Genomic DNA, 23096 nt, shown 5'->3' with positions numbered 1-23096 from the left:
GTCCTCGCCGCCACCCTCTCCCCCTCCTGGGGCATCTACAGCGGCTACGAACTGTGCGAGAACACCCCTCTCAAGCAGGGCGGCGAGGAGTACCTGGATTCGGAGAAGTACCAGCTCAAACCCCGCGACTGGGAAGCCGCCGCCCGCGAAGGGCGGACCATCGCCCCGCTCATCACCCGGCTCAACACCATCCGACGGCGGCACCCGGCGCTACAGCGCCTGCGGAACCTCCGCTTCCATCAGACCGACAACGATGCCGTGCTCGCCTACAGCAAGAGCACGGGCACGGACACGGTCATCGTGGTCGTCAATCTCGACCCGCATCACGCCCAGGAGGCCACGGTCTCGTTGGACATGCCCCAACTCGGCCTGGCCCGGGACGCCGCTCTGTCGGTGCACGACGAACTGACGGGCGAGATGTACCTCTGGGGCAGGACCAACTACGTGCGTCTCACACCCGGCCGGGCGCCGGCGCACGTGCTCCACGTCGGGCGATCGACGCCCCAGATCGGAGGGCCCGCAGCGTCATGACCGTCAACGACCCCGTACTGGACACCTTCGAGGACACTCCCGCCAAGGACCGGGACCCGGAGTGGTTCAAACGCGCCGTCTTCTACGAAGTGCTGGTCCGCTCCTTCCAGGACAGCAACGGCGACGGCATCGGCGACCTGAAGGGCCTGACCGCCAAGCTCGACTACCTCCAGTGGCTGGGGGTCGACTGTCTCTGGCTGCCGCCCTTCTTCAAGTCGCCCCTGCGGGACGGCGGTTACGACGTGTCCGACTACACCGCCGTCCTCCCGGACTTCGGTGACCTCGCCGACTTCGTGGAGTTCGTGGACGCCGCCCACCAGCGCGGCATGCGCGTGATCATCGACTTCGTCATGAACCACACCAGCGACCAGCACCCGTGGTTCCAGGAGTCCCGCAACAACCCCGACGGCCCGTACGGGGACTACTACATGTGGGCCGACGACGACAAGCAGTACGAGGACGCCCGGATCATCTTCGTGGACACCGAGTCGTCCAACTGGACCTTCGACCCGGTCCGCGGCCAGTACTACTTCCACCGCTTCTTCTCGCACCAGCCCGACCTCAACTACGAGAACCCGGCCGTCCAGGAGGAGATCCTGGCCGCCCTGCGCTTCTGGCTGGACCTGGGCATCGACGGCTACCGCCTGGACGCGGTGCCCTACCTCTACGCCGAAGAGGGCACCAACTGCGAGAACCTGCCCGCCACGCACACCTTCCTCAAGCGGGTCCGCCGCGAGATCGACGCGATGTACCCGGACACCGTGCTGCTGGCCGAGGCGAACCAGTGGCCGGAGGACGTCGTCGACTACTTCGGCGACTACAGCACCGGCGGCGACGAGTGCCACATGGCGTTCCACTTCCCCGTCATGCCGCGCATCTTCATGGCCGTACGCCGGGAGTCCCGCTACCCCGTCTCGGAGATCCTCGCCAAGACCCCCGCCATCCCCTCCGGCTGCCAGTGGGGCATCTTCCTGCGCAACCACGACGAGCTGACCCTCGAAATGGTCACCGACGAGGAACGCGACTACATGTGGGCCGAGTACGCGAAGGACCCGCGGATGCGCGCCAACATCGGCATCCGCCGCCGCCTCGCCCCCCTCCTCGACAACGACCGCAACCAGATCGAGCTGTTCACCGCCCTGCTGCTGTCCCTGCCCGGATCCCCGATCCTCTACTACGGCGACGAGATCGGCATGGGCGACAACATCTGGCTCGGCGACCGCGACGCCGTCCGCACCCCCATGCAGTGGACCCCCGACCGCAACGCCGGCTTCTCGACGTGCGACCCCGGCAGGCTCTACCTGCCCACCATCATGGACCCGGTCTACGGCTACCAGGTCACCAACGTGGAAGCCTCCATGTCCTCGCCGTCCAGTCTGCTGCACTGGACCCGCCGCATGATCGAGATCCGCAAGCAGAACCCCGCCTTCGGACTCGGCTCGTTCACGGAACTCCAGTCCTCCAACCCCGCGGTCCTGGCGTTCCTGCGCGAATACGGCGACGACCTCGTGCTGTGCGTGAACAACTTCTCCCGCTTCGCCCAGCCCACCGAACTCGACCTGCGGACCTACGACGGACGCCACCCGGTGGAGCTGATCGGCGGGGTGCGCTTCCCCGCCATCGGTGAGCTGCCCTACCTGCTCACCCTGCAGGGCCACGGCTTCTACTGGTTCCGGCTCACCCGAGTCGCCTCCCGCATCGGCCGCCGCCGCTGACCCGTCCGGCGCCGAGGAAAGGACGCGTCACCATGCCGAAGACCATCACACCCCGGCCGAGAGCCGGGACCGGGCTGGACGGTCCGCTGGTCTCGTTGGGCGAGCTGCTGCGCGAGTGGCTGCCGAGGCAGCGCTGGTTCGCGGGCAAGGACCGGCCCGTCACGGATCTGTCGGTGCTGTCCGTGACCGAGCTGTTCCCGGGGTGTCTGCATCTGCTGGTGCACGCCTCGCACGTGCCGGTGCCCACCCCGGGCGGCATCGCCCCCTCCGGGGACTGCTACCAGCTGCTGCTGGGGCTGCGCCCGCACCTCGCCCCGCGGCTTGAGCGGGCGTTCATCGGGCGCGCGGACGAGGGCCCGCTGGCCGGACTCGCGGTGTACGACGCGCTGCACGACCCCCGCTCGGCCCATCTGCTGCTGGAGCGGCTGCGGCAGCCCGGTACGGCGGGCCCGCTGCGGTTCGAGGCGGACCCGGCCGCCCCGGTGCCCGGCGGTCTGCCGCCGCGACTGCTGGAGGCCGAGCAGTCCAACTCCTCGATCGTCTACGGCGACGCGTACATCCTGAAGCTGTTCCGCCGGATCCAGCCGGGCGTCAACCCGGACCTGGAGGTGTCGGCGGCGCTGGCCGCGCAGGGCTGCACCCGGGTGCCCGCGCCGGTGGCCTGGTTCACCACGACCGCCCCGCGGCCGGCCACCCTGGGGGTGCTGCAGCCGTTCCTGCCGGACGCCACCGACGGCTGGTCGCTGGCGCTGCACGCCCTCGCGGCGGGCGACGACTTCACCGCCGAGGCCCGGGCGCTGGGCCGGGCCATGGCCGAGGTGCACCTGGCGCTGGCCGACGCCTTCCCGCCGGCCGGGCCGGGCGAGAACGGCCGTACGGCCGAGGCGATGTGCGCGCGGCTGGACGCCGCCGCGCACGCCGTACCCGGGCTGCTGCCCTTCGTGCCCGGCCTGAAGGCCGCGTTCGGGGCGCTCGCCACGTGCGACACCGGGCCGCTCGCCCAGCGCATCCACGGCGATCTGCACCTCGGGCAGGTGCTGCGGGCCGGCCGCGACTGGTTCGTCATCGACTTCGAGGGCGAACCGTCGCGGCCGCTCGCCGAGCGCCGGGCCCCGCAGTCCCCGGTGCGGGACGTCGCCGGGATGCTGCGCTCCTTCGACTACGCGGCCCGGCAGCGCCGCCCCTGGCGACCCGAGTGGGCGCGCCGCTGCCGGGAGGCGTTCTGCGCGGGCTACGCGGCCCGCGCGGGCTGGGATCCACGAAAGAAGCACGCGCTGCTGCGCGCGCACGAGACGGACAGGGCGGTCTACGAGGTGCTGTACGAAGCGAGACACCGGCCGGACTGGCTGCCGGTTCCGATGGCGGCGATCAAGCGGCTCGCGGTGTGGGGAGGCTGACCCATGGCCCTGCGTGACACCACACGTCCGGAGGCCGGGGGCCCCGTGCCGCCGGCGGCCGTCCCGCTGGACCCCGCCGATCGCGGCCGGCTGCTCGCCGGCGCGCACCACGATCCGCACGCCCTGCTGGGCGCCCATCCGGTGCCGGGCGGGACGCTGTTCCGGGCGCTGCGCCCGAACGCCCGGGCGGTGAGCGTCGTGATCGACGGGGCACGCACCGAGATGTGGTCCGAGGGCGACGGTCTCTTCGCCACCGTCCTGCCCTGCCGGGAGATCCCGTCCTACACCCTGCGTGTGGCGTACGACGACGCCGAGCAGGAGGTGCACGACCCGTACCGCTTCCTGCCCGCGCTCGGCGAGCTGGACCTGCATCTGATCCGGGAGGGCCGGCACGAGCAGCTGTGGCGGGCGCTCGGGGCCGAGCCGATGGTCCACCAGGGCGTGGCCGGCACCCGCTTCACCGTGTGGGCGCCGAACGCCCAGGGGGTGCGGGTGGCCGGGGACTTCACGTACTGGGACGGCACGCAGTACCCGATGCGGTCGCTCGGCGCGTCCGGGGTGTGGGAGCTGTTCCTGCCCGGGATCGGCGAGGGCACCCGGTACAAGTTCGAGATCACCTCGCGGTACGGCGGGCGGTCCCTGAAGGCCGACCCGATGGCGCGGTGCGCGGAGCTGCCGCCGGACACCGCGTCGGTCGTGACGTCGTCGCGGTACGAGTGGGGCGACGCGGAGTGGATGGCGCACCGCGGTGACACCCCGGTGCACCGGGCACCGTTCTCCGTGTACGAGGTGCATCTTCCGTCCTGGCGGCCCGGGCTGACGTACCGGCAGCTGGCGGACGAACTCCCGCCGTACGTGAAGGGGATGGGCTTCACGCATGTGGAGCTGATGCCGGTGGCCGGGCACCCGTTCAGCGGCTCCTGGGGCTACCAGGTCACCTCCTACTACGCGCCGACGCCGCGGCTGGGCTCCCCGGACGACTTCCGGTACTTCGTGGACGCCTGTCACCGGGCCGGGCTCGGTGTGATCATGGACTGGGTGCCGGCGCACTTCCCCAAGGACGACTGGGCGCTGGCCCGGTTCGACGGGGACCCGCTGTACGAGCCCGGGGACTGGCGCCGGGCCGAGCATCCGGACTGGGGGACGTACGAGTTCGACTACGGGCGCACCGAGGTGCGCAACTTCCTCGTCGCCAACGCGGTGTACTGGTGCGAGGAGTTCCACATCGACGGGCTGCGCGTGGACGCGGTCGCCTCGATGCTCTACCTGGACTACTCGCGGGACTCCGGGCAGTGGGAGCCGAACGTGTTCGGCGGCCGGGAGGACCTGGCGGCCGTCGCCTTCCTCCAGGAGATGAACGCCACCGTGTACCGGCGCTGCCCGGGCGTGGTGACCATCGCGGAGGAGTCCACCGCGTGGGACGGGGTGACCCGGCCGACCGACAGCGGCGGCCTGGGCTTCGGCCTGAAGTGGAACATGGGCTGGATGCACGACTCGCTGCAGTACATCCAGAAGGAGCCGGTGCACCGCAAGTACCACCACGACGAGATGACCTTCTCGATGGTGTACGCCTACAGCGAGAACTACGTCCTGCCGATCTCCCACGACGAGGTCGTGCACGGCAAGCAGGCGCTGGTGTCGAAGATGCCGGGCGACTGGTGGCAGCGCCGCGCCAACCACCGCGCCTACCTCGGCTTCATGTGGGCCCACCCGGGCAAGCAGCTGTTGTTCATGGGGCAGGAGTTCGCACAGGGGGCCGAGTGGTCGGCGGCGGACGGCCCGGAGTGGTGGCTGCTCGGCGACGACTACCACTCGGCCGGCGACCACCGGGGCGTCCAGGATCTCGTCCGCGACCTGAACACCGTGTACCGGGCGACGCCCGCGCTGTGGCAGCGGGACACCGACCCGGGCGGCTTCCAGTGGGTGCTGTGCGACGCGGCGGACGACAACGTCCTGGCGTTCCTGCGGTTCGCCGCCGACGGCGGTCCGCTGCTGGCGGTGTCGAACTTCTCCCCCGTCGTCCGGCACGACTACCGCCTGTGGGTCCCCGACGGGTTCCCGGCCTGGTACGAGGAGCTGAACACCGACGACGTCCGCTACGGCGGCAGCGGGGTCGGTGCCGGGGGGCCGGTCAAACCGGAGGACGGGTTCCTGTCGCTGACGCTGCCGCCGCTCGCCACCGTCTGGCTGGTGCCGGAGCGCTGAGCGCCGTAGGTGTCGGCGGCCGTCCGAGGGGCAGTCGGGGTCGTACAGACCGCGACTGCCCCTCGTGGCGTGAACAGAAGGGCGGCATCAGGTGCGCACCGTCGGAGTGGAGGAGGAACTCCTCCTGGTCGATCCGGACAGCGGCGACCCGAAGGCGCTGGCGACGGCCGTCCTCGCCCGTGCCGCCCAGGACTGTCCCGGGCAGGACGTGTTCGCGAAGGAGCTGTTCGGGCAGATGCTGGAGTTCGCCACGCATCCGCAGTCGGACATGGCGGCCCTCGGCGACGAGATCGTCCGCTGCCGCAAGGAGGCGGCCCGGCACGCCGGGCAGATCGGCTGCGGCGTCGCCGCGCTGGCGACCTCTCCCCTGCCGGTCAGTCCGTCGCTCAGCGTGAACGAGCGCTACCAGTGGCTGGCCGACCGGTTCGGGATACCCACCTGGGACCAGCTCGTGTGCGGCTGCCATGTCCATGTGTCGGTGGAGTCCGACGAGGAGGGCATCGCGGTCCTCGACCGGCTCCGTCCGTGGCTCGCGGTGCTGCGCGCGATCAGCGCGAACTCTCCGTTCTGGCAGGGCGCGAACACCGGCTACGACAGCTATCGCAGCCGGGTGTGGAACCGGTGGCCGTCGGCCGGGCCGACCGAGCCGTTCGGGTCGGCCGAGACGTATCACCGGCGGGTGGCCGACATGGTGGCCACCGGGGTCATCCTGGACGAGCGGATGGCCTACTTCGACGCGCGGCTGTCCTGCCGCTATCCGACGGTGGAGGTCCGGGTGGCGGACGTGTGCCTGTGCGCGGAGACGGCCGTACTGATCGCGACGCTCGTCCGCGCCCTCGTGGAGACGGCCGCACGGGAGTGGCGGGCGGGCGTGCCGGCGCCCGACCTCGGGGTGAGCCTGCTCCGGCTGGCCGACTGGCAGGCCGCCCGGTACGGCCTGGAGGACGACCTCCTCGACCCGGCCGGCCTGCGGCCCCGGCCCGCCCCGCGGGTGCTGCGCTCCTTGCTGGAGTACGCCGGGGACGCGCTCACCGCGAGCGGCGACGCGGACCGGGCCGAGCGGGCCGTCGCGGAACTGCTGCGCTCGGGCAACGGCGCACGCGAGCAGCGCGGGCTGCTGGAGCGCACCGGCAGCCTGCGGGGTGTCGTCACCGAGTGCGTGCGCCGCACCCAGGGCTGAGCGTCCTTCCCGCGCGGCTCAGAGGATCAGGACCAGCGCGTAGGCCAGGAAGAACGCCGCGATCAGGATCACGAGGATCAGGATCAGCGTCAGCGGCGCCTTCGCCCAGCCACGCGGCGGATTGTGCGTCTCCCGGGGCCCGGCCTCGGGCAGGCTGCTCTCGGCGGGCGGGGTCTCGCCGGGCGGGACCCCGCCCCCTGGCTCCAGCCCGGTGCTGCGTTCGGGCTCCGGATCGGGGTTCACATGAGTCATGTCTGCCGAGTCCCCAGGACACGCCCACATCATCAGCCGATCACGACTTCCACGTTCCTGTCACTGAACGCGCTTACCTGGGCTACATTCGAGCACCGCCGACACCGAGCCGATCGGCGGAGTGACCCTCCGTACAACGGGAGCAGCGCATGCGGAACGTCGCCCTCGCTCCAGCCGTCACCCCGCCGCTCACCGGCGGCCTCGCCGACAGCGTCTTCGCGACGGCGGACCGGGACCCGACGCTGCCGATGCTCGCGCGCCGCGCGGGCCCCGCCGCGACCCGTTGGGAGGAGGTGACGGCGGTCGAGCTGCGGGACGAGGTGGTCGATCTCGCCAAGGGTCTGATCGCCGCCGGGATCTCGCCCGGCCACCGGGTGGCCCTGATGGCCCCGACCCGCTACGAGTGGACGGTGTTCGCCCATGCGCTGTGGGCCGTGGGCGCCGAGGTCGTCCCCATCCATCCGGCCTCCTCGCGCGACCAGGTCGAGTGGATCCTGCGGGACGCGGGCTGTGTGGCCGTGGTCGTGGAGGACGAGCAGGGCATCATGACCGTCGGCACGGTGTGCACCCGGCTGCCACGGCTGCGGCACGTCTGGCAGCTGGACGCAGGGGCCGTGGCGGACCTCGTCGAACGCGGCACGGTCGTCCCGTACACCACCGTGGAGTCGCTGCGCCGGATCGTGCTGCCGGACTCCACGGCGGCGATCGTCTACACCTCAGGCACCTCGGGCCGGCCGATGGGCTGCGCGCTCAGCCACCGCGGCCTGGCCTACCCCTGCGACACCCTGCTGGCCGGCTGGGCGCACACGGCGGCACCCCCGGGCGAGCGGCCGTCCGTCCTCGCCTTCCTGCCGTTCTCCCACGTCTACGGCATGATGATCATGCTGACGTGTGTGCGTGGCGGGGTGCTGATGGCGCACCAGCCGGAACTGACCGAGGAGGCGCTGGCATCCGCGCTGAGCAGCTTCCGGCCGACGTACCTGTACGGCGTGCCGTCGGTGTTCGAGAAGCTCTACACGACGTTTCTGCGCACCGCCCAGCAGGCGGGCCGGGGCGCCCTGTTCGAGCGGGCCGCGCAGACCGCGCGGGAGTTCGCGGCGGCAGAGGAGCGGCGGCGGCTGGGCGCCGGGCCGGGTCCCGGGCTCGAGCTGAAGCTGCAGCACGCCCTGTACGAGCGGACGGTGTACCGCAGACTGCGTGCCGCGCTCGGCGGCCGGGTGGTGCGCGGCACCTCCGGCGGCTCCTCGCTGGGCCGCGAACTGTGCCTGTTCTACGAGGGCATCGGCATCTTCCTCCACGACGGCTACGGGCTCACAGAGGTCTCCGGCGGCATCACCATGCAGCCGCTCGGCCGGGAGAAGTCCGGGACCGTGGGGCTGCCGCTGCCGGGCACCGAGGTCCAGGTGGCCGACGACGGGGAGATCCTGGTGCGCGGGCCGTCGGTGTTCCAGGGCTACATCAGCGACGAGACGGCGACCCGGGCCGCGCTGCGCGGCGGCTGGCTGGCCACCGGGGACATCGGGCGGCTGGACTCCGAGGGCTATCTGACGATCACCGGGCGCAAGAAGGACATCATCGTCACCAGCAGCGGCAAGAGTGTGGCGCCGGCCCTGCTGGAGCAGCGGCTGCGCATGCATCCGCTGGTCCACCAGGCGGTGGTGCTCGGCGACGACCGGCCCTGTGTCGGCGCCCTGATCACCCTGGACCCGGACTTCCTCGCGCACTGGCGGGGCGCGCTGGCGCCGCAGGGGGATCCGACGGGCCGGGAGACCCGGGAGGAGAACGCGCTCCGGGAGGAGATCGCGCGGGCCGTGGCCTCCGCCAACAGTGCCGTGTCCCGTGCGGAGTCGATCAGGGTCTACCGTGTCCTCCAGGAACCGTTCGCACCGGACAACGGGCTGCTCACGCCGTCGATGAAGCTGCGCCGGGACGCCGTCGTACGGCACTACGCGACGGAGATCGAGGCGATGTACCAGGCGCGTTCCCGGTCGCGGCCGGCCTTGCAGGAACCGGCCGAGTGGGACGAGCCGGACGACGTCTTCCGCTGAGGAGGTGCACCGCGGGGCCGCCATGGCGAGGGGAGACGGATAGCCCGCGCGGCTCGGGGAACTCGCAGCGCGGAGAGAGATCAGCAACAACGACCGTCCTGGTAGCAGGGCCGAGCCGGGCCCTGCCCGACCGGGAGCGGGGAATGCGGGATGGTGACGGAGCCGCGCTGGGACGACACGCCCCCGGAGGAGGCATACGAGCGTACGTTCTCCTTCGCGGGGGAGCTGCGCAATGTCACGGGGGCGCGGCTCGCGGCGGAGGAGTTCCTGTGCGCGGTCGCCCGGGAGTCGCCGCCCGGCGCGCACGAGTACTGGGACGACATCCTGCTGGTCGTCACCGAACTGGCCGCGAACGCGATCCAGTACGCGCCCGGCCCGTTCGACCTGCGCATGCGCCGCACCTTCGACGGGGTGCATGTGACGATGCGCGACACGAACCGGACCAGGCCGGAGCCACGCCCCTTCCATCCCCGCACCGGCGCCGGCGGCATCGGCTGGCATCTGGTGCACACGCTGTGCACCCAGGTCAGCGTCGTCGTGCACGACGACGGCAAGGACATCCACGCGTTCCTGCCCTGGTGACGCGTGTGCGAGGGACGGGCGTGCGACGTGTAGATGTGCGCCGGCCGGTTACTCCATCCGTCACTGGGGGCATGCTGGTCCCCACGCGTTCGTCTGCCTGCCGCACCCCGCCGGCGGAACGGCTGGAGGCACAGTGGGATCGGAGTCGGTGAGCGGCGATCCAGGCATACGAACGGCGTCCCGTCGGACCGCCCGGAGCCGAAGGAAGGGATGGACACCGTGACACGACCCAGGATCCTGGTGGTGGGCGCGGGCTTCGCCGGAGTCCAGTGCGTCCGCCGCCTGGAGCGGAAGCTCGCCCCCGACGAGGCCGACGTCACGCTGGTGACGCCGTACTCCTACCAGCTCTATCTGCCGCTGCTGCCCCAGGTCGCCTCCGGTGTCCTCACACCGCAGTCCATCGCCCTGTCGCTGCGCCGCAGCAAGAAGTACCGGACCCGGATCCTCCCGGGCGGCGCGATCGGCGTGGACCTGAAGTCCAAGGTCTGTGTCGTCCGCACCCTCACCGAGAAGATCGTCGACGAGCCCTACGACTACATCGTGCTGGCCCCGGGGAGTGTCACCCGCACCTTCGACATCCCCGGCCTGACCGAGCACGCCTTCGGGATGAAGACCCTCGCCGAGGCCGCCTACATCCGCGACCACGTCATCTCGCAGCTGGACCTGGCGGACGCCAGTGACGACCCGGCCGAGCAGGCCGCCCGGCTGCAGTTCGTGGTGGTCGGCGGCGGCTACGCGGGCACCGAGACCGCGGCCTGTCTGCAACGGCTGACACACGCGGCCGTCCAGCGCTATCCGCGGCTGGACCCGGGCCTGATCAAGTGGCATCTGATCGACATCGCGCCGAGGCTCATGCCGGAGCTGGGCGAGAAGCTCGGCCGCAGCGCGCAGGAGATCCTGAAGCGGCGCGGCATCCAGGTCTCGCTGGGCGTCTCGATCGACAAGGCCGGCGCGGAGGAGGTCACCTTCACCGACGGGCGGGTGGTGCCGACGCACACCCTGATCTGGACGGCGGGTGTGGTCGCCAGCCCGCTCATCGCCACGCTCGGCGCGGACACCGTCCGCGGCCGGCTCGCGGTGACCGCCGAGATGACCCTGCCGGGCCACGACGGGGTGTTCGCGCTCGGTGACTCGGCCGCCGTGCCGGACCTGGCCAAGGGCGAGGAGGGCGCGGTCTGCCCGCCGACCGCGCAGCACGCGATGCGGCAGGGCAAGAGGGTCGCCGACAACGTCATCGCGGCGCTGCGGGGTCAGCCGCTGCTCCCGTACGTGCACAGGGACCTGGGGCTCGTCGTCGACCTCGGCGGCAAGGACGCGGTGTCCAAGCCGCTGGGCATCGAGATGCGCGGGGTGCTCGCGCAGGCCGTTGCCCGCGGCTACCACTGGTCGGCGCTGCGCACCAATGTCGCCAAGACCCGAGTGATGACCAACTGGCTGCTGAACGCGGTCGCGGGCGACGATTTCGTCCGCACCGGCTTCCAGGCCCGCAAGCCGGCCCGGCTGAAGGACTTCGAGTTCACCGACTCGTACCTGACACCGGAACAGGTGCGGGCCCGGGTGGGGGACACGGCCGCCGACCAGCCCTGATGTGACCGGGATCACCAGGAGATCGTCGATCATTTTCCACCGGACCGGCGGTCTTCTCAGGTGATCAGGAAACGTCACACGGAAGGCACCCACACCATGACCGAGAAGACCGTGAAGGGCCCGGCGAGCTACTTCCCCTCGATCGAGAAGAAGTACGGCCGTCCGATCGGCGAGTGGCAGGAACTGATCCGCACCTCGCCGCTGACGAAGCACATGGAGCTGGTCGGCTGGCTGAAGTCCGAGCACGGGCTGGGGCACGGGCACGCCAATGCCCTGGTGGCCGCCACGCTGGCCGAGGGCAGGTAGCCCGCACCCGCGTGCGATGCTGGATCGGAGATCGATTTCCGGCACGGGAGAGAGCGCGGCGGCGTGAGGACAGCGGGACGGGTACGGGTACGGGACCGGCTCGCGGCGTCGGATCCCGGACTCATCCGGCTCACCGCGGGACTGCGCACGGTCACCGCCATCGCCCTCACCCTCGCCGTCCTCGCCGCGCTGCGCGTCCCGGTGCCGCAGCTGGTCGCCGGGGCCATGGCGGCGATGGTCGCCACCTTCGCCGTCCGGGAGAAGCAGCGCGGCCCGCAGGCCGTCACCCTCGCGCTCGGCCTGCCGGTGGCGCTGGCCTCGGGGTCGCTGGGCGCGCTGCTCGGCCAACGGGTCGTCGCCGGGGACCTGTTCTTCGTCGGCCTCATCTTCTGCGCCGTCTACGGCCGCCGGTTCGGCGACCGCGGCACGGCGCTGGGGCTGATCGGCTTCCAGATCTACTTCCTCTCCCTGTTCGTGCGCGCGACGACGTCCGCGCTGCCCGCGCTGTACGGCGTCATCTGCGTGGCGTTCGCGTGCAGCGCCGCCGCGCGGTTCGTGCTGCTGCCGCAGACCCCGGCGGGCACCCTGGACCGGCTGCGGCGGGCCTTCCGCGCCCGGCTCGCGCAGCTGCTCGCCGCGCACGCCGAGTTGCTGGACGCCGGCCCCGACGAGGCCGAGAAGGTGCTGGAGGACCTGCGCACCCGCACCGCGCGGCTGCACGAGACGGCGCTGCTGATCCAGGGCCGGCTGGAGGACGGCACTTCGGACCCGGCGGTGGCCCGGCTGCTGCAGCGCCGGATCGCGGACGCCGAGATCGCCGCCGAGCGGCTCGGTCTGCTGCTGCTCACCGCGCGCAGCGCCCGGCGGACCGACACCCTCACCCTGCATCTGCCGGGCGCCCCGCTGCCCTCCGGGGGCGAGCTGCCGGTGCGGGACGAGGCGACGGCCGCGCTGCGCCGGGACCTGCGGGCGCTGCGGCTGCTGATGCTGCGGCCGGCCGGTGAGGCGTCGGGGACCGCGCTCTCCCAGGTGCGCAACCGGCTGCTCGGCTACCGCGAGGAGGAGAACCTTCCCGACGCCTCCCCGGCCGTGCAGGACGTCTTCCGTGGTCTCGGTGAGGCCGCCCGGGCCGCGCTGGGCCTGCGGCTCGCCCTGGACGGGCCGCAGGACGAGTCCGACGACTCCCCGGCGACCGCCCGCTCGCGCGAGGAACTGGACGCGGAAGACGCCGCGATCGAGATCAGCGAGGAGAGCGAACCGGAGGAACCGGGGCCGACCGGTCTGAAGCGGCCCACCACCAGGGCCGCCGTCCAGGTGGCCGTCGGTTCCTCGCTGGCCATCGCCGGCGGCGAGCTGCTGTCCAGCCAGCGCTGGTACTGGGCGGTGCTGACCTGCTGGATCGTGTTCATCAACACCGCCTCCACCGGCGAGATCCTGGTGAAGGGCTACCGGCGGCTGCTGGGCACGGTGCTCGGCGTCGTGGCCGGCATCGGGCTCGCCGGGCTGGTCGGGCACCACACCTGGACGGCGTTCGCGCTGGTGCTGCTGTTCATCTTCGCGATGTTCTACACGGCGCCCCTGTCGTACACGCTGATGTCGTTCTTCGTCACGGCGATGCTGGGGCTGCTGTACACCCTGCTGAACACGTACAGCGCGTCGGTGCTGGTGCTGCGGATCGAGGAGACGGCGCTCGGCGCGGCCTGCGGGGTGATCGCGGCGGCGGTGGTGCTGCCGATCCACACCGACCGCCGTACCAACGACCTCCTCGTGGCGGTCCTGGACCGGCTCGCCGACGTCACCCGGGGCGCCGTCGACCAGCTGAGCGGCGGGACCGGCGGGGACCTGGTGGAGCAGGCGCGCGGGCTGGACCAGGCGCTGGCCGATCTGCGGGCGGCCACCCAGCCGCTGACGCATCCGATCACGCCGCTGCGCTCGCGCCGGGACACGGCCCGGTACGTGGTGGCGCTGCTGGAGACCTGCGCGTACCACGGGCGGTCCCTCGCGGCCACGGCCGAGCTGCTGCCGACGCACCCGTCGATCGCGGCGGACCCGCGGCTGCGCGGGGCGTGCCGGCGGATCCTGCACAACATCGAGACGATCGCCGCGCACGTCGCCGACCCGCGGGCCGGCGCGGAGATGGAGACCGGCCCCAGCATCGCGTCGATGCTGGAGCCGGGCACCCTGCGCACCCCGCGCTACGGCCGGGTGACCGACCGGGTGCTGCGCCATCTGCAGCGGCTGGACGAGGCGGTCTCCGGTCTGGCGCGCCCGCTGGGCGTCGCCGGCGGGCCGGCCCAGCCGCGGAAGTGAGTGCTCATCGCGGGTCGGTGCCGGGGTGCCGGCCGCCGAGCGCCTCGTCGCGGACGCGGGCGCAGCTGCGGCTGATCAGCCGGGAGACATGCATCTGGGAGATGCCGAGCTGGTCGGCGATGCGGCTCTGGGTCATGTCCTCGAAGAAGCGCATGTAGAGGATGGCCCGCTCGCGTTCGGGCAGCCGGCGCAGCCCTTCCTTGGCGGCCTCGCGGTCGACCACGACGTCGTAGGAGGCGTCCGTCGAGCCGAGGGTGTCGGCGAGGCTGTAGCCGTCGTCGCCGGTGGACAGCTCGGCGTCCAGCGACAGGGTGCTGAAGCTCTCCAGCGCCTCCAAGCCGGCGCTCACCTCGTCGTCGCTGAGCCCGGTGTGGGCGGCGATGTCGGTGACGGTGGGTTCGGGGCTGCCGGGATTCTGGGTGAGTTCCCGCCGGGCCACCCGCACGCGGTTGCGCAGCTCCTGCACCCGGCGGGGCACCCTGAGGGCCCACATCCGGTCGCGGAAGTGACGCTTGACCTCGCCGGTGATGGTCGGCACGGCATAGCTCTCGAAGGCCCCGCGGGACGGGTCGAACCGGTCGATGGCCTTCACCAGCCCGAGCGCGGCCACCTGGCGCAGGTCCTCGACGGACTCGCCGCGGTCGCGGAACCGGCCGGCGATCCGGTGGGCCATGGGCAGCCACGCGGTCACCAGTTCGTCGCGTACGGCGTCCCGCTCGGGCCCGTCGCCCAGGTCCGCCAGCCTGGCGAACAGTTCCGCGGTGTCGGGGGCGTCGTCGTGGCTGCGCCGCGGGGGCGCCGCGGCGGTGGTGGAAGCGGTCGTGCCGGGACGGCTTGTCGACATGTCGGTCAGCATGCGGAATCGCTCCTGAACGTGGTCTCCGGGCACGCCCGGAACAGCGGTTCCGGGTCCTGGCCCGAACGGTGGTGTCAGGGTTCGCAGCGGGTGAGCCACCGGGGCCGCCGGGATGGGGCCCAGGCAGCCGTACTGTTTCCCGCCGGGCGCGCGCCTCCGGTCCGAAGCACGAGTTTCCGTCTGCCCCTGGGCCCCGTGGGCAAACGCCACGGAGCGGAACTTCGGAAACCGCTTCAGAACAGCGGTACGACGGCCGTGATGCACTTGCCGCCGCAGGGCAGCTCGGCCACTCTGACGTCCCGCGCCAGCCGGCACACGATGGGCCAGCCACGGCCGCCGGGCCGGGTGCGGCCGGGCTCGTCGAGGGCCTGCCGGGCGACCGGCAGTTCGTCGCTGCGGTCGCTCACCGAGACCCGGACCCCGCCGGAGTCGACGTCGACGTCGAAGCCGGTGATGCCGCCGCCGTGCAGCAGGGCGTTGGTGGTGAGTTCGGAGGTGACCAGCAGGGCGTCCTCCACCGCCTCGGGCGGACAGGGAAGGGCGCGGGCCCGGCACCGTTCGGCCACCACACGCTCGACCGTTCTGCGGGCTTCGGCGGGCCGGCCCGGCACCCAGCGCGGATCCGGCAGGGTCGTGGAGGAGCTGGTCCGGCACTTGTCACGCATCCGTGCCTCCCTGGACGGTGTCCGGATGGGTGTGCTCTCTCGTTTCTCGCCTGACCTCTCCGGGCGCCGTCAAACACCCTCGGTGCCGGAGCCATCACCCCGGACCTCGCGGGTACCCGGCCGTCATGACCGATGTCGTGGACGCGGACGAGTTGTTGCGGCGGATCCAGCGGGGCCGCAATCGCGCGGCCGAGGAGGAGCGGGCCTGGCGGGAGCGGGCGCGGAGCCTGGCGGCGACGGACCCGGAGGGCGCGCGGGAGGCGGCGGACCGGGCACGGGCCTACGAGGCGGTGCTGCGGGTGCTGGAGGAGATCGTCTGCCCGGGCCGGGCCCCGGCGCAGGCGGAAGGAGTGAGGCAGGTCACCTGACCGGCTCGCGGTTACCCAAAAGTAGGGCAGGTGGTTTATCGTTCACCCATACGTGATGCCGGAGCGGAGCGGAGCCGTCCTTCCCCCTCCTTGGCGTCACCGCATACGGCCCTGGCTGGCTTCCCCCGTCCAGCCAGGGCTTTTTGCTGCCCGGAGCGCGACACGAACGCGGAATTCCACTTCCTTCGACGTGCTCGGTGCGGCGGCAGCGGCTGAAATGGGTGTGAGCACAGCACCCGAACCGCAACCGCCGCCGGCGAGGAGCCCCGCGCCATGACCAAAGCGATCAAACTGCTCACCGCCCTGCCCCAGGCGCAGCGCGAACGCCTGATGGAGCTGGCCAAGGAGGTCTCCTTCCCGGAGGACACCCGCATCTTCGAGGCGGGCGGCACGGCCGACCGGTTCTGGGTGATCCGCTCCGGCGCGGTCCACCTGGACCAGCAGGTCACCGCCCGGCAGCGGGTGACCGTGGCCTCGCTCGGCGCGGGCGACCTGCTCGGCTGGTCCTGGCTGTTCCCGCCGTACGAGTGGGACTTCGGCGCTGTGGCCTTCAGCAACGTACGGGCCTACGAGTTCGACGGGCCGTCGGTGCTGGCGGTGTGCGTGGAGGACCCGCTGCTCGGGCTGTCGCTGGTGCGGACGGTGGCCGAGATCCTCGCAGGCCGGCTGGAGACGACCCGCGGCAAGCTGATGGAGCAGTACACGACCCGGCGGCGCAGCGGGCCGCTGTGAGCCGTCAGATCCGAAGAACGCCTGCCGCAGCGCGAGCAGGACCATGAGGACGACGACCGAGTCCAGACCGGTGGCGGCCTGCACCCAGAACAGCAGCGAGGTCACCGCGATGCCGCTGTCGGTGGCCAGCAGCAGCGTGCGGCGGTCCACCGTGTCGGCGACCGCACCGCCGCGCCGGCGGCCGAGGCCCCGACCTGGCGCGGCCGGCGCCGGAGCATCCCGGCCTACCGGCGGCTGTGGTCGTCGGCATCACCCGAGTTCGTCTCAGGATCCGGCCACCAGGGTCGCGCCCAGGGCCAGCATGGTGACGGCGACCAGGCCGTCCAGGACCCGCCAGGCGGCCGGCCGGGCCAGGAACCGGCCGAGCAGCCGGGCGCCGAAGCCGAGCGCGGCGAACCAGCACAGGCTGGCGAGCGCGGCGCCGAGACCGAAGGTCCAGCGCAGCGGGCCCCGGTCGGCGGCCAGGGAGCCGAGCAGGAACACGGTGTCCAGATAGACGTGCGGGTTCAGCCAGGTCATGGCCAGGCAGGTGAGCACCGCCCGGCGGCGCGAGCCGGCCGCCTCGCCCTCCGCGCGCAGCCCGGTGCCGGGCCTGAGGACCCGGCGGGCGGCCAGGGCGCCGTAGCAGAGCAGGAAGGCGCCGCCGACGATCCCGATCGCCCGGAGCGCGCCCGGCCAGGCCACCACCACCGCGCCGACCCCGCCGACGCCGAGCGCGATGAGCAGCGCGTCGGACAGGGCGCAGATGCCGACCACGGCGAGGACGGCGTCCCGGCGCACCCCCTGTCGCAGGACGAAGGCGTTCTGGGCGCCGATGGCGACGATCAGGGAGAGGCCGGTGCCGAATCCGGCGACCGCGGCGGTCAGGGCGTGGTTCATGCCTCCGACGCTAGAAAGGCCGAGGTCACAAGTACAGCTAAAGATTTTTACGTACCCTTAGCAGCTGTGATGTCAGAGCTTCCTCTGGAGCAGGTGCGGACACTGCTGGCCGTGGTGGACGAGGGCACGTTCGACGCGGCCGCCGCCGCGCTGCACGTGACGCCGTCCGCGGTCAGCCAGCGGGTCAAGGCCCTCGAACAGCGCACCGGCCGGGTCCTCCTGCAGCGCACCAAACCGGTGCGGCCCACGGAGTCCGGCGCGGTGCTGGTGCGGTTCGCCCGGCAGCTGGCCCGGCTGGAGCGGGACGCCTGGGGCGAGCTGGGGCTGAACGGCACCGGGGAGCCGACACGGGTGTCGGTCGCGGTGAACGCGGACTCGCTGGCGACCTGGTTCCTGCCGGCCCTGACCCGGGTCGCGGGCCTCTGCTTCGAACTCCACCGGGAGGACGAGGACCACACGGCGGCGCTGCTGCGCGAGGGCCTGGTGATGGCGGCGGTGACCTCCTCCCCCGACCCGGTGCCGGGCTGTACGGTCCGTCCGCTCGGCCGGATGCGGTATCTGCCGGTGGCCTCCCCGGAGTTCGTCGCGGCCCATCTGGAGGGGCGGCCGGCGGCGGAGGCGCTGTCCCGGGCGCCCGTCGTCGTCTTCGACCGCAAGGACGACTTCCAGGACGTGTTCGCCCGCCGCTTCGGCCGCGGGCCCGCTGGCCCTTTCCGGCACCATGTGCCCACCTCGGAGGGGTTCCTGGACGCGGTCGCCGCGGGGCTCGGCTGGGGCATGGTCCCGGAGGTGCAGGCCGGACCGCTGCTGGACCGGGGGCGGCTGGTCGTGCTCGCCCCCGGTGAGTGGATGGACGTCGCCCTGTACTGGCAGCAGTGGAAACTCGACTCCCCCGCACTGGCGTCCCTGGCCGACGCGGTGACGACGACCGCGGCGGAGACGCTGCGCCGCTGAAGTTCCAGCCGCGAGGCGGACACCTCGGCGTCCGTGAGGAGGCACCGCGCCGCACCCTGTCGCAGGACGGACACACAGTGCTCGTGACGGAGGCAGGCGGAAAGGCGCTGGGCATGTCAGCGCCCTGGTGCAGGACGAGCCCCCGGCAGCCCGGCGTCGAGACGCTACGCAGGTGAGCGTTCCGGTGCAGGGCGGGCGCCCGGCGGGTCGTCGCGGAGTACGGTGGTGCCGCGGTGGCGTGGCCGTCGTCGGGTGGGCCGTCGGCCGGCCCGAACTCCCCGCCGCCGGTGCCCGGCTGGGCTGCGCGGCGCTCTCTCCGCCCCGCTGCCCGGCCTGTTGACCTCGTACGGTCCCGCGAGTGCGGCCATCAGCGCCCGGTCCACCGCCGGTTGTGCCGTTTCACTCCGCCCCGACCGGTCACCCGAACGCGGAGACGCATACGGGCACGGACGACTTCGATCCGATCCAGGAGACTCCGATGGACAACTGGCGCGACCACGCCACGTGCCGCCACGAGGACCCCGACCTGTTCTTCCCGATCGGCACCACCGGGCCGGCCCAGGTGCAGACCCAGCGGGCCAAGGCGGTGTGCGGGCGCTGCCCGGCCCGGGAAGAGTGCCTGGACTGGGCGCTGGACACGGGCCAGAGCATCGGCATCTGGGGCGGTACGACGGAGCTGGAGCGCCGGGCGATGCGGCGCCGGGCGCGCTCCCGGCCGCGCTCGCGCTGACCCGCGCGGGAGCCTCAGCGGGACCCTCGGCGCAGGGTCCCCCATTCCCGCGCCTGCCGGGCCACCTCGTCGCGGGCCGCGTCGATGACCTCCTCGGCGACCCAGCACAGCGGCTCGACGTCGGCCACGAGCGGCTCGTTGTCGGGGCCCCGGCCCGTCTCGCGGCCCCTGAGCAGCCACGGACGCACGCCGGGGCCCTTGTCGTGCGGCAGGTGCGCGTAGTCGTACAGGCGGCGCGCCACCCACAGTTCCACCGACCGGTCCTCCCACCAGGCCTCGACGTCGAGCGGGCTGGCGGACAGGCCGGGCATGGGGACGCCGGTCAGCTCGTCGGTGCTGGAGACATCGTCGAGGTCGGCGCCCGGCCCTTTCGACCAGCGGACGTACAGTCCCCGGTGCCGTGCCACCAGGCCGGCCGCTTCGGCGAGCGTGGACACGACCGGCAGGTCCTCCGCTGCGCTCATGACGTGACCTCCCTGTACCGCGGGTGCCCGACCGGAGTACCCCTGGCGCACGCCAGAAATCGGAACTGAACATTCCGCTCTTGGTGCTCGTCGGTCCGTCCTCAGGGCTCGTCGCCGGGCGGCGGCATGGCCGGCAGCCGCAGGATGAACACCGCGCCCGCCCCCGGCTCGCTCGCCGCCCCGGCCGTGCCGCCGTGGGCGGCGACCAGGTGGCGGACGATCGGCAGGCCCAGCCCGCTGCCTCCGGTACGACGGCTGCGGGACTTCTCCGCCCGCCAGAACCGCTCGAAAACGCGTGGCAGGTCCTCGGGCGCGATGCCCGGGCCGGTGTCGGTGACCGTGAGCACGACGTCGTCGCCGTCCCGGCGGGCGGCCAGCGTGACGGTGCCGTCGGCGGGGGTGTGCCGCAGCGCGTTGGAGACCAGGTTCCCGAGGGCCTGCCGCATCCGGACCGGGTCGGCGTCCAGCCAGGCGGCGGCGTCGGCCTCGGTGCGCAGGGCGACCCCGGCGGCGTCGGCGGCGACGCGGTGGGCGGCGGCGACCTGCTCGATCAGGTCGCCGGCCCGCAGCGGCTCCCGGTGCAGACGCAGCGTGCCGGCATCGGCCGCGGCGAGGTCCTGGAGATCGTCGATGATCCGCTGGAGGACCAGTGCCTCCTCGTGCAGGGAGTCGAGCAGCGCCGGGTCGGGATCGACGACACCGTCGCGGACGACCTCCAGCCAGCCCCGGATGTTGGTGAGCGGGCTGCGCAGCTCGTGGGCGATGTCGCTGACCATGGCCTTGCGCTGGGCCTCCAGGCGTTCGCGCCGCTCGGTCAGGTCGTTGAACGCCTCGGCGAGGATCCCGGTCTCGTCCCGGGTGGTCACCGGCACGCGCACATGCAGCTCGGGCGGCTGCTGCGCGGCCACGGTGAGCGCGCGCAGCGGCCGTACCAGCCGGACGGCGACGACGGCGGTGACGGCGACGGTGACGGCGAGGACCAGCCCGGCCGCGCCGACCACCTTGGCCTTGTTCGCCGGGGACATGTGGAAACGGGCCGGGTTCTGGTCGCCGATGCCGAGGAACAGCTCGGCCACGGGGGCGACGTAGGGCTCCAGCTGGGTGCGGCGGGCGGTCTGGACGCAGCTCCGGGCGGCCCGCGCGGCCTCGCCGGTGCCGAGCTTGGCGTACTTGGCGAGCAGATAGCCGCCGCCGAAGGGGTCCTTGCCGCTGGGGTCGAAGGTGAGGAACATCCGCCCGCCGAGGTCCGGTCCGGCCTGTCGCAGGCAGGGCCGGGTCAGGTCGGACAGCGCGTCCAGGGCCTTCTGCTCCGTCGGCGTGGGAGTGTAGAGCCGTCCGTCCTCGCAGACGGTCGCGCCGTAGGCGGACGGGTCGCTGCCGTCCGCCGTGGTCACGACCGGCCGCCCGCTCGCGGTCCGGCCGACCGTGGCCTGCAGGCCGTAGCGCTCGTAGCACCGCTTGCGCTTGGCGGCCAGCGCGTCGAGCTCGGCGCGGTCCTTCGCCGGGAGCCGGTAGGGGCCCACCGCGCGCGGGTCGATGCCGCTGAGCTGGGCGCCGGATTCGGTGTAGGTGTCGGTGCGCAGCGGGTCGACGGTGGCGGCGGGCCGGGGCGGCAGTGGGGTGCCGCGGGGCGCGGAGTCGGCGACGAAGGTGCGGTCGGCGGTGGTGAGCGCGATCCGGCGTCCGGTGCGGGCGGCCAGCTCCCGGACGGTGTGCCGCACCCCCGCCCAGTCGGCATGGGTGGCGGCGTAGCCGCTGAGCTGGGCGAGGATGCGGTTGTCGGCGGCCAGGTCCTGGCCCTGCTCCTCCTTGAGGGCGCTGGTCGTGGTGGTCACCGCGAGCCAGGCGGTGGCCGCCACCGAGCAGACGGCGATCAGCGCGGAGACGAACAGCAGCCGGACGAGCAGCCGTTTGCGCAACGGGATCCGGCGCCTCATGGCCGGGCGCCGCTCAGCTTGTAGCCGACGCCGAACACCGTCAGCAGGCGCACGGGCCGTCGCGGGTCGGCCTCGATCTTCCGGCGCAGGTTCATGATGTGCACGTCGACGGCGCGCTCGGTGGAGGCCCGGTCGAAGCCGCGGGTGCAGTGCAGCAGCTGCCGCCGGGTGAACACCCGCTCCGGTTCCCCCGCCATGGCGAGCAGGATCTGGAACTCGGCCGGTGTGCAGTCCACCGGTGCGCCGTCGCAGCGCACCTCGTGCCGTACCGGGTCGACGCTGAGGCCCGCGGCCCGTACGACGGGATCGTCGCCCCGGGCTCCGGCGCCCCGCCCGCTGCGCCGCAGGACCGTGCGGATACGGGCCATCAGCTCGCGCGGGCTGTACGGCTTGGTCAGGTAGTCGTCGGCGCCGAGTTCGAGGCCGAGCAGCACGTCGTCCTCGGCGGAGCGGGCGGTGAGCATCACCACCGGGATATCGGGGTGCTCCGCGCCGCCGCGCAGCGCCCGGCACACGCCGAAGCCGTCGACGACCGGGAGCATCAGATCCAGGACCACGAGGTCGGGCCGCAGCCGGCGGGCCGCGTCGAGCGCCGCCCCGCCGTCGTGCACCACCGTGGCGGTGTGACCCTCGGCCAGCAGGGAGCGGCGGATGAGTTCGGCCTGCTTCTCGTCGTCCTCGGCGACCAGTACATGTGCGCACACGAGTTCGGATCCTAGGCCGCTCAGTGGGCCAGCCAGTCGGCGTACCCCATGACGACGACCGGATGCCGGCCGGGGTCCAGGGTGCGCAGGAGGTTCTTCATGGGGGTCTTGGCGATGCTGACGCAGCCGTGGGTCGCTCCGCCGTGGTCGACGTGCAGCCACACTCCCCCGCCGCGCCCCGGGCCGAGGGGCCGGGTCCAGTCGAGCGGCGAGGTGCCGGGCTCGCGGTTGTAGTCGATGGCGATGACGTAGTCGAAGGAGCCCTCCAGCGGTTCGCCCTCGAAGCCGGTGCCGGGCGAGTGGAATCCGCGGGACCGGTCGTACGGGAGCCTGCTGCCGGGGTCGGGGAGCAGACCGCCGGCGTCGGAGAGGGTGTAGACGCCGAGCGGGGAGCGCAGGTCGCCGAGCATGTGGTGGGCGCTCCAGCCGTGCAGGCCGTTGTGTCCGGGCCAGGCGGGGCCCGCCTGCCAGCCGGTGGCGGTGCGCTGGTGCAGGACGACCGTGCAGAGCGGGGAGTTCTCGCCGCGCCCGGTGACGACGACGGCCTGCCCGCAGCGCCCGGGTATCGCCGCGGACCGCTCGGGGCCGAGTCCGGGTATGCCCTGAGGCGCCGGCCGGGTGGACGTCTCGGGGGTGGGCGCCGGCGCCGGAGTGCGGGCCGGGGCCCGGAGCTCTGTCGCCGCGGCCCCGAGAG

22 protein-coding genes and 1 pseudogene are annotated in these 23096 nt (G+C 72.7%); 14 read left to right on the top strand and 9 right to left on the bottom strand.

Annotated elements, in window-relative coordinates; translation table 11 throughout:
• From ABZ937_RS41770 to ABZ937_RS41750, 5 genes are all read left to right on the top strand, one after another.
• Window positions 1-531: alpha-glucosidase C-terminal domain-containing protein (locus tag ABZ937_RS41770; RefSeq protein WP_361700634.1), on the top strand; the 531-nt coding region annotated here is incomplete at its 5' end.
• Window positions 528-2246, top strand: a complete 1719-nt coding sequence (gene treS, locus ABZ937_RS41765; protein WP_361700632.1) for a maltose alpha-D-glucosyltransferase — start codon at window positions 528-530, stop codon at window positions 2244-2246. The genes ABZ937_RS41770 and treS, both read left to right, overlap by 4 nt.
• Before the next feature lie 32 nt (window positions 2247-2278).
• Window positions 2279-3643: a maltokinase gene (locus tag ABZ937_RS41760; protein ID WP_361700629.1), complete on the top strand. Its 1365-nt coding sequence runs from the start codon at window positions 2279-2281 to the stop codon at window positions 3641-3643.
• Window positions 3644-3646: 3 nt separating this feature from the next.
• Window positions 3647-5848: a 1,4-alpha-glucan branching enzyme gene (gene glgB, locus ABZ937_RS41755; RefSeq protein ID WP_361700626.1), complete on the top strand. Its 2202-nt coding sequence runs from the start codon at window positions 3647-3649 to the stop codon at window positions 5846-5848.
• Between the two features lie 91 nt (window positions 5849-5939).
• Window positions 5940-7028 (top strand): glutamate--cysteine ligase, encoded by a 1089-nt coding sequence (locus tag ABZ937_RS41750; protein ID WP_361700623.1) that lies wholly within the window; start codon window positions 5940-5942, stop codon window positions 7026-7028.
• Between the two features lie 18 nt (window positions 7029-7046).
• Here ABZ937_RS41750 and ABZ937_RS41745 read toward each other — a convergent pair whose 3' ends face one another.
• Window positions 7047-7280, bottom strand: coding sequence for a DUF6480 family protein (locus tag ABZ937_RS41745; RefSeq protein WP_361700620.1), 234 nt, complete (start codon window positions 7278-7280; stop codon window positions 7047-7049).
• A 149-nt stretch (window positions 7281-7429) separates the two neighbouring features.
• Here ABZ937_RS41745 and ABZ937_RS41740 point away from each other — a divergent pair, with 149 nt between their 5' ends.
• The 5 genes from ABZ937_RS41740 (at window position 7430) to ABZ937_RS41720 (ending at window position 14113) form a co-directional block, all read left to right on the top strand.
• Window positions 7430-9328: an AMP-dependent synthetase/ligase gene (locus tag ABZ937_RS41740; protein ID WP_361700617.1), complete on the top strand. Its 1899-nt coding sequence runs from the start codon at window positions 7430-7432 to the stop codon at window positions 9326-9328.
• A gap of 150 nt (window positions 9329-9478) precedes the next feature.
• A complete protein-coding gene (locus ABZ937_RS41735) occupies window positions 9479-9910 on the top strand; it encodes an ATP-binding protein (protein WP_361700614.1) in 432 nt (143 codons plus the stop codon).
• Between the two features lie 210 nt (window positions 9911-10120).
• Window positions 10121-11497 (top strand): NAD(P)/FAD-dependent oxidoreductase, encoded by a 1377-nt coding sequence (locus ABZ937_RS41730; protein ID WP_361700612.1) that lies wholly within the window; start codon window positions 10121-10123, stop codon window positions 11495-11497.
• Window positions 11498-11593: 96 nt separating this feature from the next.
• The gene (locus tag ABZ937_RS41725) at window positions 11594-11803 is read left to right on the top strand and encodes a DUF4287 domain-containing protein (RefSeq protein ID WP_361700609.1); all 210 of its coding nucleotides are present in this window, start codon (window positions 11594-11596) and stop codon (window positions 11801-11803) included.
• 63 nt (window positions 11804-11866) lie between these two features.
• The gene (locus ABZ937_RS41720) at window positions 11867-14113 is read left to right on the top strand and encodes an FUSC family protein (RefSeq protein WP_361700606.1); all 2247 of its coding nucleotides are present in this window, start codon (window positions 11867-11869) and stop codon (window positions 14111-14113) included.
• A 4-nt stretch (window positions 14114-14117) separates the two neighbouring features.
• Here the strand turns inward: ABZ937_RS41720 and ABZ937_RS41715 are convergent, their stop codons facing one another.
• Window positions 14118-14969: a SigB/SigF/SigG family RNA polymerase sigma factor gene (locus tag ABZ937_RS41715; protein WP_361700604.1), complete on the bottom strand. Its 852-nt coding sequence runs from the start codon at window positions 14967-14969 to the stop codon at window positions 14118-14120.
• A 233-nt stretch (window positions 14970-15202) separates the two neighbouring features.
• Entirely contained in the window at window positions 15203-15634 is a 432-nt protein-coding gene (locus ABZ937_RS41710) for an ATP-binding protein (RefSeq protein WP_361700602.1), read from the bottom strand.
• 125 nt (window positions 15635-15759) lie between these two features.
• Here ABZ937_RS41710 and ABZ937_RS41705 point away from each other — a divergent pair, with 125 nt between their 5' ends.
• Together ABZ937_RS41705 and ABZ937_RS41700 are read left to right on the top strand one after the other, a co-directional pair.
• Window positions 15760-16002 (top strand): hypothetical protein, encoded by a 243-nt coding sequence (locus tag ABZ937_RS41705; protein WP_361700599.1) that lies wholly within the window; start codon window positions 15760-15762, stop codon window positions 16000-16002.
• Between the two features lie 273 nt (window positions 16003-16275).
• Window positions 16276-16734 carry a cyclic nucleotide-binding domain-containing protein gene (locus ABZ937_RS41700; RefSeq protein ID WP_361700596.1) on the top strand — a complete coding sequence of 153 codons (459 nt, stop codon included), beginning with the start codon at window positions 16276-16278 and terminating at the stop codon, window positions 16732-16734.
• Between the two features lie 9 nt (window positions 16735-16743).
• Here the strand turns inward: ABZ937_RS41700 and ABZ937_RS41695 are convergent.
• Window positions 16744-16905, bottom strand: a pseudogene (locus ABZ937_RS41695) (MFS transporter); the annotation flags it as partial.
• Between the two features lie 93 nt (window positions 16906-16998).
• Window positions 16999-17613: a LysE/ArgO family amino acid transporter gene (locus ABZ937_RS41690; RefSeq protein WP_361700593.1), complete on the bottom strand. Its 615-nt coding sequence runs from the start codon at window positions 17611-17613 to the stop codon at window positions 16999-17001.
• Between the two features lie 66 nt (window positions 17614-17679).
• On the opposite strand from ABZ937_RS41690, the gene ABZ937_RS41685 reads away from it, so the two are divergent.
• Window positions 17680-18567 (top strand): LysR family transcriptional regulator ArgP, encoded by an 888-nt coding sequence (locus tag ABZ937_RS41685; RefSeq protein WP_361700590.1) that lies wholly within the window; start codon window positions 17680-17682, stop codon window positions 18565-18567.
• Window positions 18568-19045: 478 nt separating this feature from the next.
• Window positions 19046-19297: a WhiB family transcriptional regulator gene (locus ABZ937_RS41680; protein WP_361700587.1), complete on the top strand. Its 252-nt coding sequence runs from the start codon at window positions 19046-19048 to the stop codon at window positions 19295-19297.
• Between the two features lie 14 nt (window positions 19298-19311).
• Here ABZ937_RS41680 and ABZ937_RS41675 read toward each other — a convergent pair whose 3' ends face one another.
• From ABZ937_RS41675 to ABZ937_RS41660, 4 genes are all read right to left on the bottom strand, one after another.
• A complete protein-coding gene (locus ABZ937_RS41675) occupies window positions 19312-19761 on the bottom strand; it encodes a DUF6098 family protein (RefSeq protein ID WP_361700584.1) in 450 nt (149 codons plus the stop codon).
• Window positions 19762-19862: 101 nt separating this feature from the next.
• Window positions 19863-21698, bottom strand: a complete 1836-nt coding sequence (locus ABZ937_RS41670; protein WP_361700582.1) for a HAMP domain-containing sensor histidine kinase — start codon at window positions 21696-21698, stop codon at window positions 19863-19865.
• A complete protein-coding gene (locus ABZ937_RS41665) occupies window positions 21695-22402 on the bottom strand; it encodes a response regulator transcription factor (RefSeq protein ID WP_361700579.1) in 708 nt (235 codons plus the stop codon). The genes ABZ937_RS41670 and ABZ937_RS41665 overlap by 4 nt, the downstream gene beginning before the upstream one ends.
• A 20-nt stretch (window positions 22403-22422) precedes the next feature.
• A partial coding sequence (locus ABZ937_RS41660) for a L,D-transpeptidase family protein (protein ID WP_361700577.1) occupies window positions 22423-23096 on the bottom strand: 674 nt, incomplete at its 5' end.

It is taken from the genome of Streptomyces sp. NPDC046727 (assembly GCF_040645635.1).
GTDB lineage: Bacteria > Actinomycetota > Actinomycetes > Streptomycetales > Streptomycetaceae > Streptomyces.
Note: the sequence above shows the minus strand (reverse complement) of the source record. Positions and strands in the feature narration are given on the sequence as shown.

Excerpts from the sequence above, each read along its gene's own strand:
- ABZ937_RS41705 (WP_361700599.1), top strand. The coding sequence starts at position 15,760 with ATGACCGATGTCGTGGACGCGGACGAGTTGTTGCGGCGGATCCAGCGG.
- ABZ937_RS41680 (WP_361700587.1), top strand. The coding sequence starts at position 19,046 with ATGGACAACTGGCGCGACCACGCCACGTGCCGCCACGAGGACCCCGAC.
- ABZ937_RS41670 (WP_361700582.1), bottom strand. The coding sequence starts at position 21,698 with ATGAGGCGCCGGATCCCGTTGCGCAAACGGCTGCTCGTCCGGCTGCTG.
- ABZ937_RS41675 (WP_361700584.1), bottom strand. The coding sequence starts at position 19,761 with ATGAGCGCAGCGGAGGACCTGCCGGTCGTGTCCACGCTCGCCGAAGCG.
- ABZ937_RS41740 (WP_361700617.1), top strand. The coding sequence starts at position 7,430 with ATGCGGAACGTCGCCCTCGCTCCAGCCGTCACCCCGCCGCTCACCGGC.
- glgB (WP_361700626.1), top strand. The coding sequence starts at position 3,647 with ATGGCCCTGCGTGACACCACACGTCCGGAGGCCGGGGGCCCCGTGCCG.
- ABZ937_RS41725 (WP_361700609.1), top strand. The coding sequence starts at position 11,594 with ATGACCGAGAAGACCGTGAAGGGCCCGGCGAGCTACTTCCCCTCGATC.
- ABZ937_RS41690 (WP_361700593.1), bottom strand. The coding sequence starts at position 17,613 with ATGAACCACGCCCTGACCGCCGCGGTCGCCGGATTCGGCACCGGCCTC.
- ABZ937_RS41730 (WP_361700612.1), top strand. The coding sequence starts at position 10,121 with ATGGACACCGTGACACGACCCAGGATCCTGGTGGTGGGCGCGGGCTTC.
- ABZ937_RS41760 (WP_361700629.1), top strand. The coding sequence starts at position 2,279 with ATGCCGAAGACCATCACACCCCGGCCGAGAGCCGGGACCGGGCTGGAC.
- ABZ937_RS41710 (WP_361700602.1), bottom strand. The coding sequence starts at position 15,634 with ATGCGTGACAAGTGCCGGACCAGCTCCTCCACGACCCTGCCGGATCCG.
- ABZ937_RS41735 (WP_361700614.1), top strand. The coding sequence starts at position 9,479 with ATGGTGACGGAGCCGCGCTGGGACGACACGCCCCCGGAGGAGGCATAC.
- ABZ937_RS41715 (WP_361700604.1), bottom strand. The coding sequence starts at position 14,969 with ATGCTGACCGACATGTCGACAAGCCGTCCCGGCACGACCGCTTCCACC.
- treS (WP_361700632.1), top strand. The coding sequence starts at position 528 with ATGACCGTCAACGACCCCGTACTGGACACCTTCGAGGACACTCCCGCC.
- ABZ937_RS41700 (WP_361700596.1), top strand. The coding sequence starts at position 16,276 with ATGACCAAAGCGATCAAACTGCTCACCGCCCTGCCCCAGGCGCAGCGC.
- ABZ937_RS41745 (WP_361700620.1), bottom strand. The coding sequence starts at position 7,280 with ATGACTCATGTGAACCCCGATCCGGAGCCCGAACGCAGCACCGGGCTG.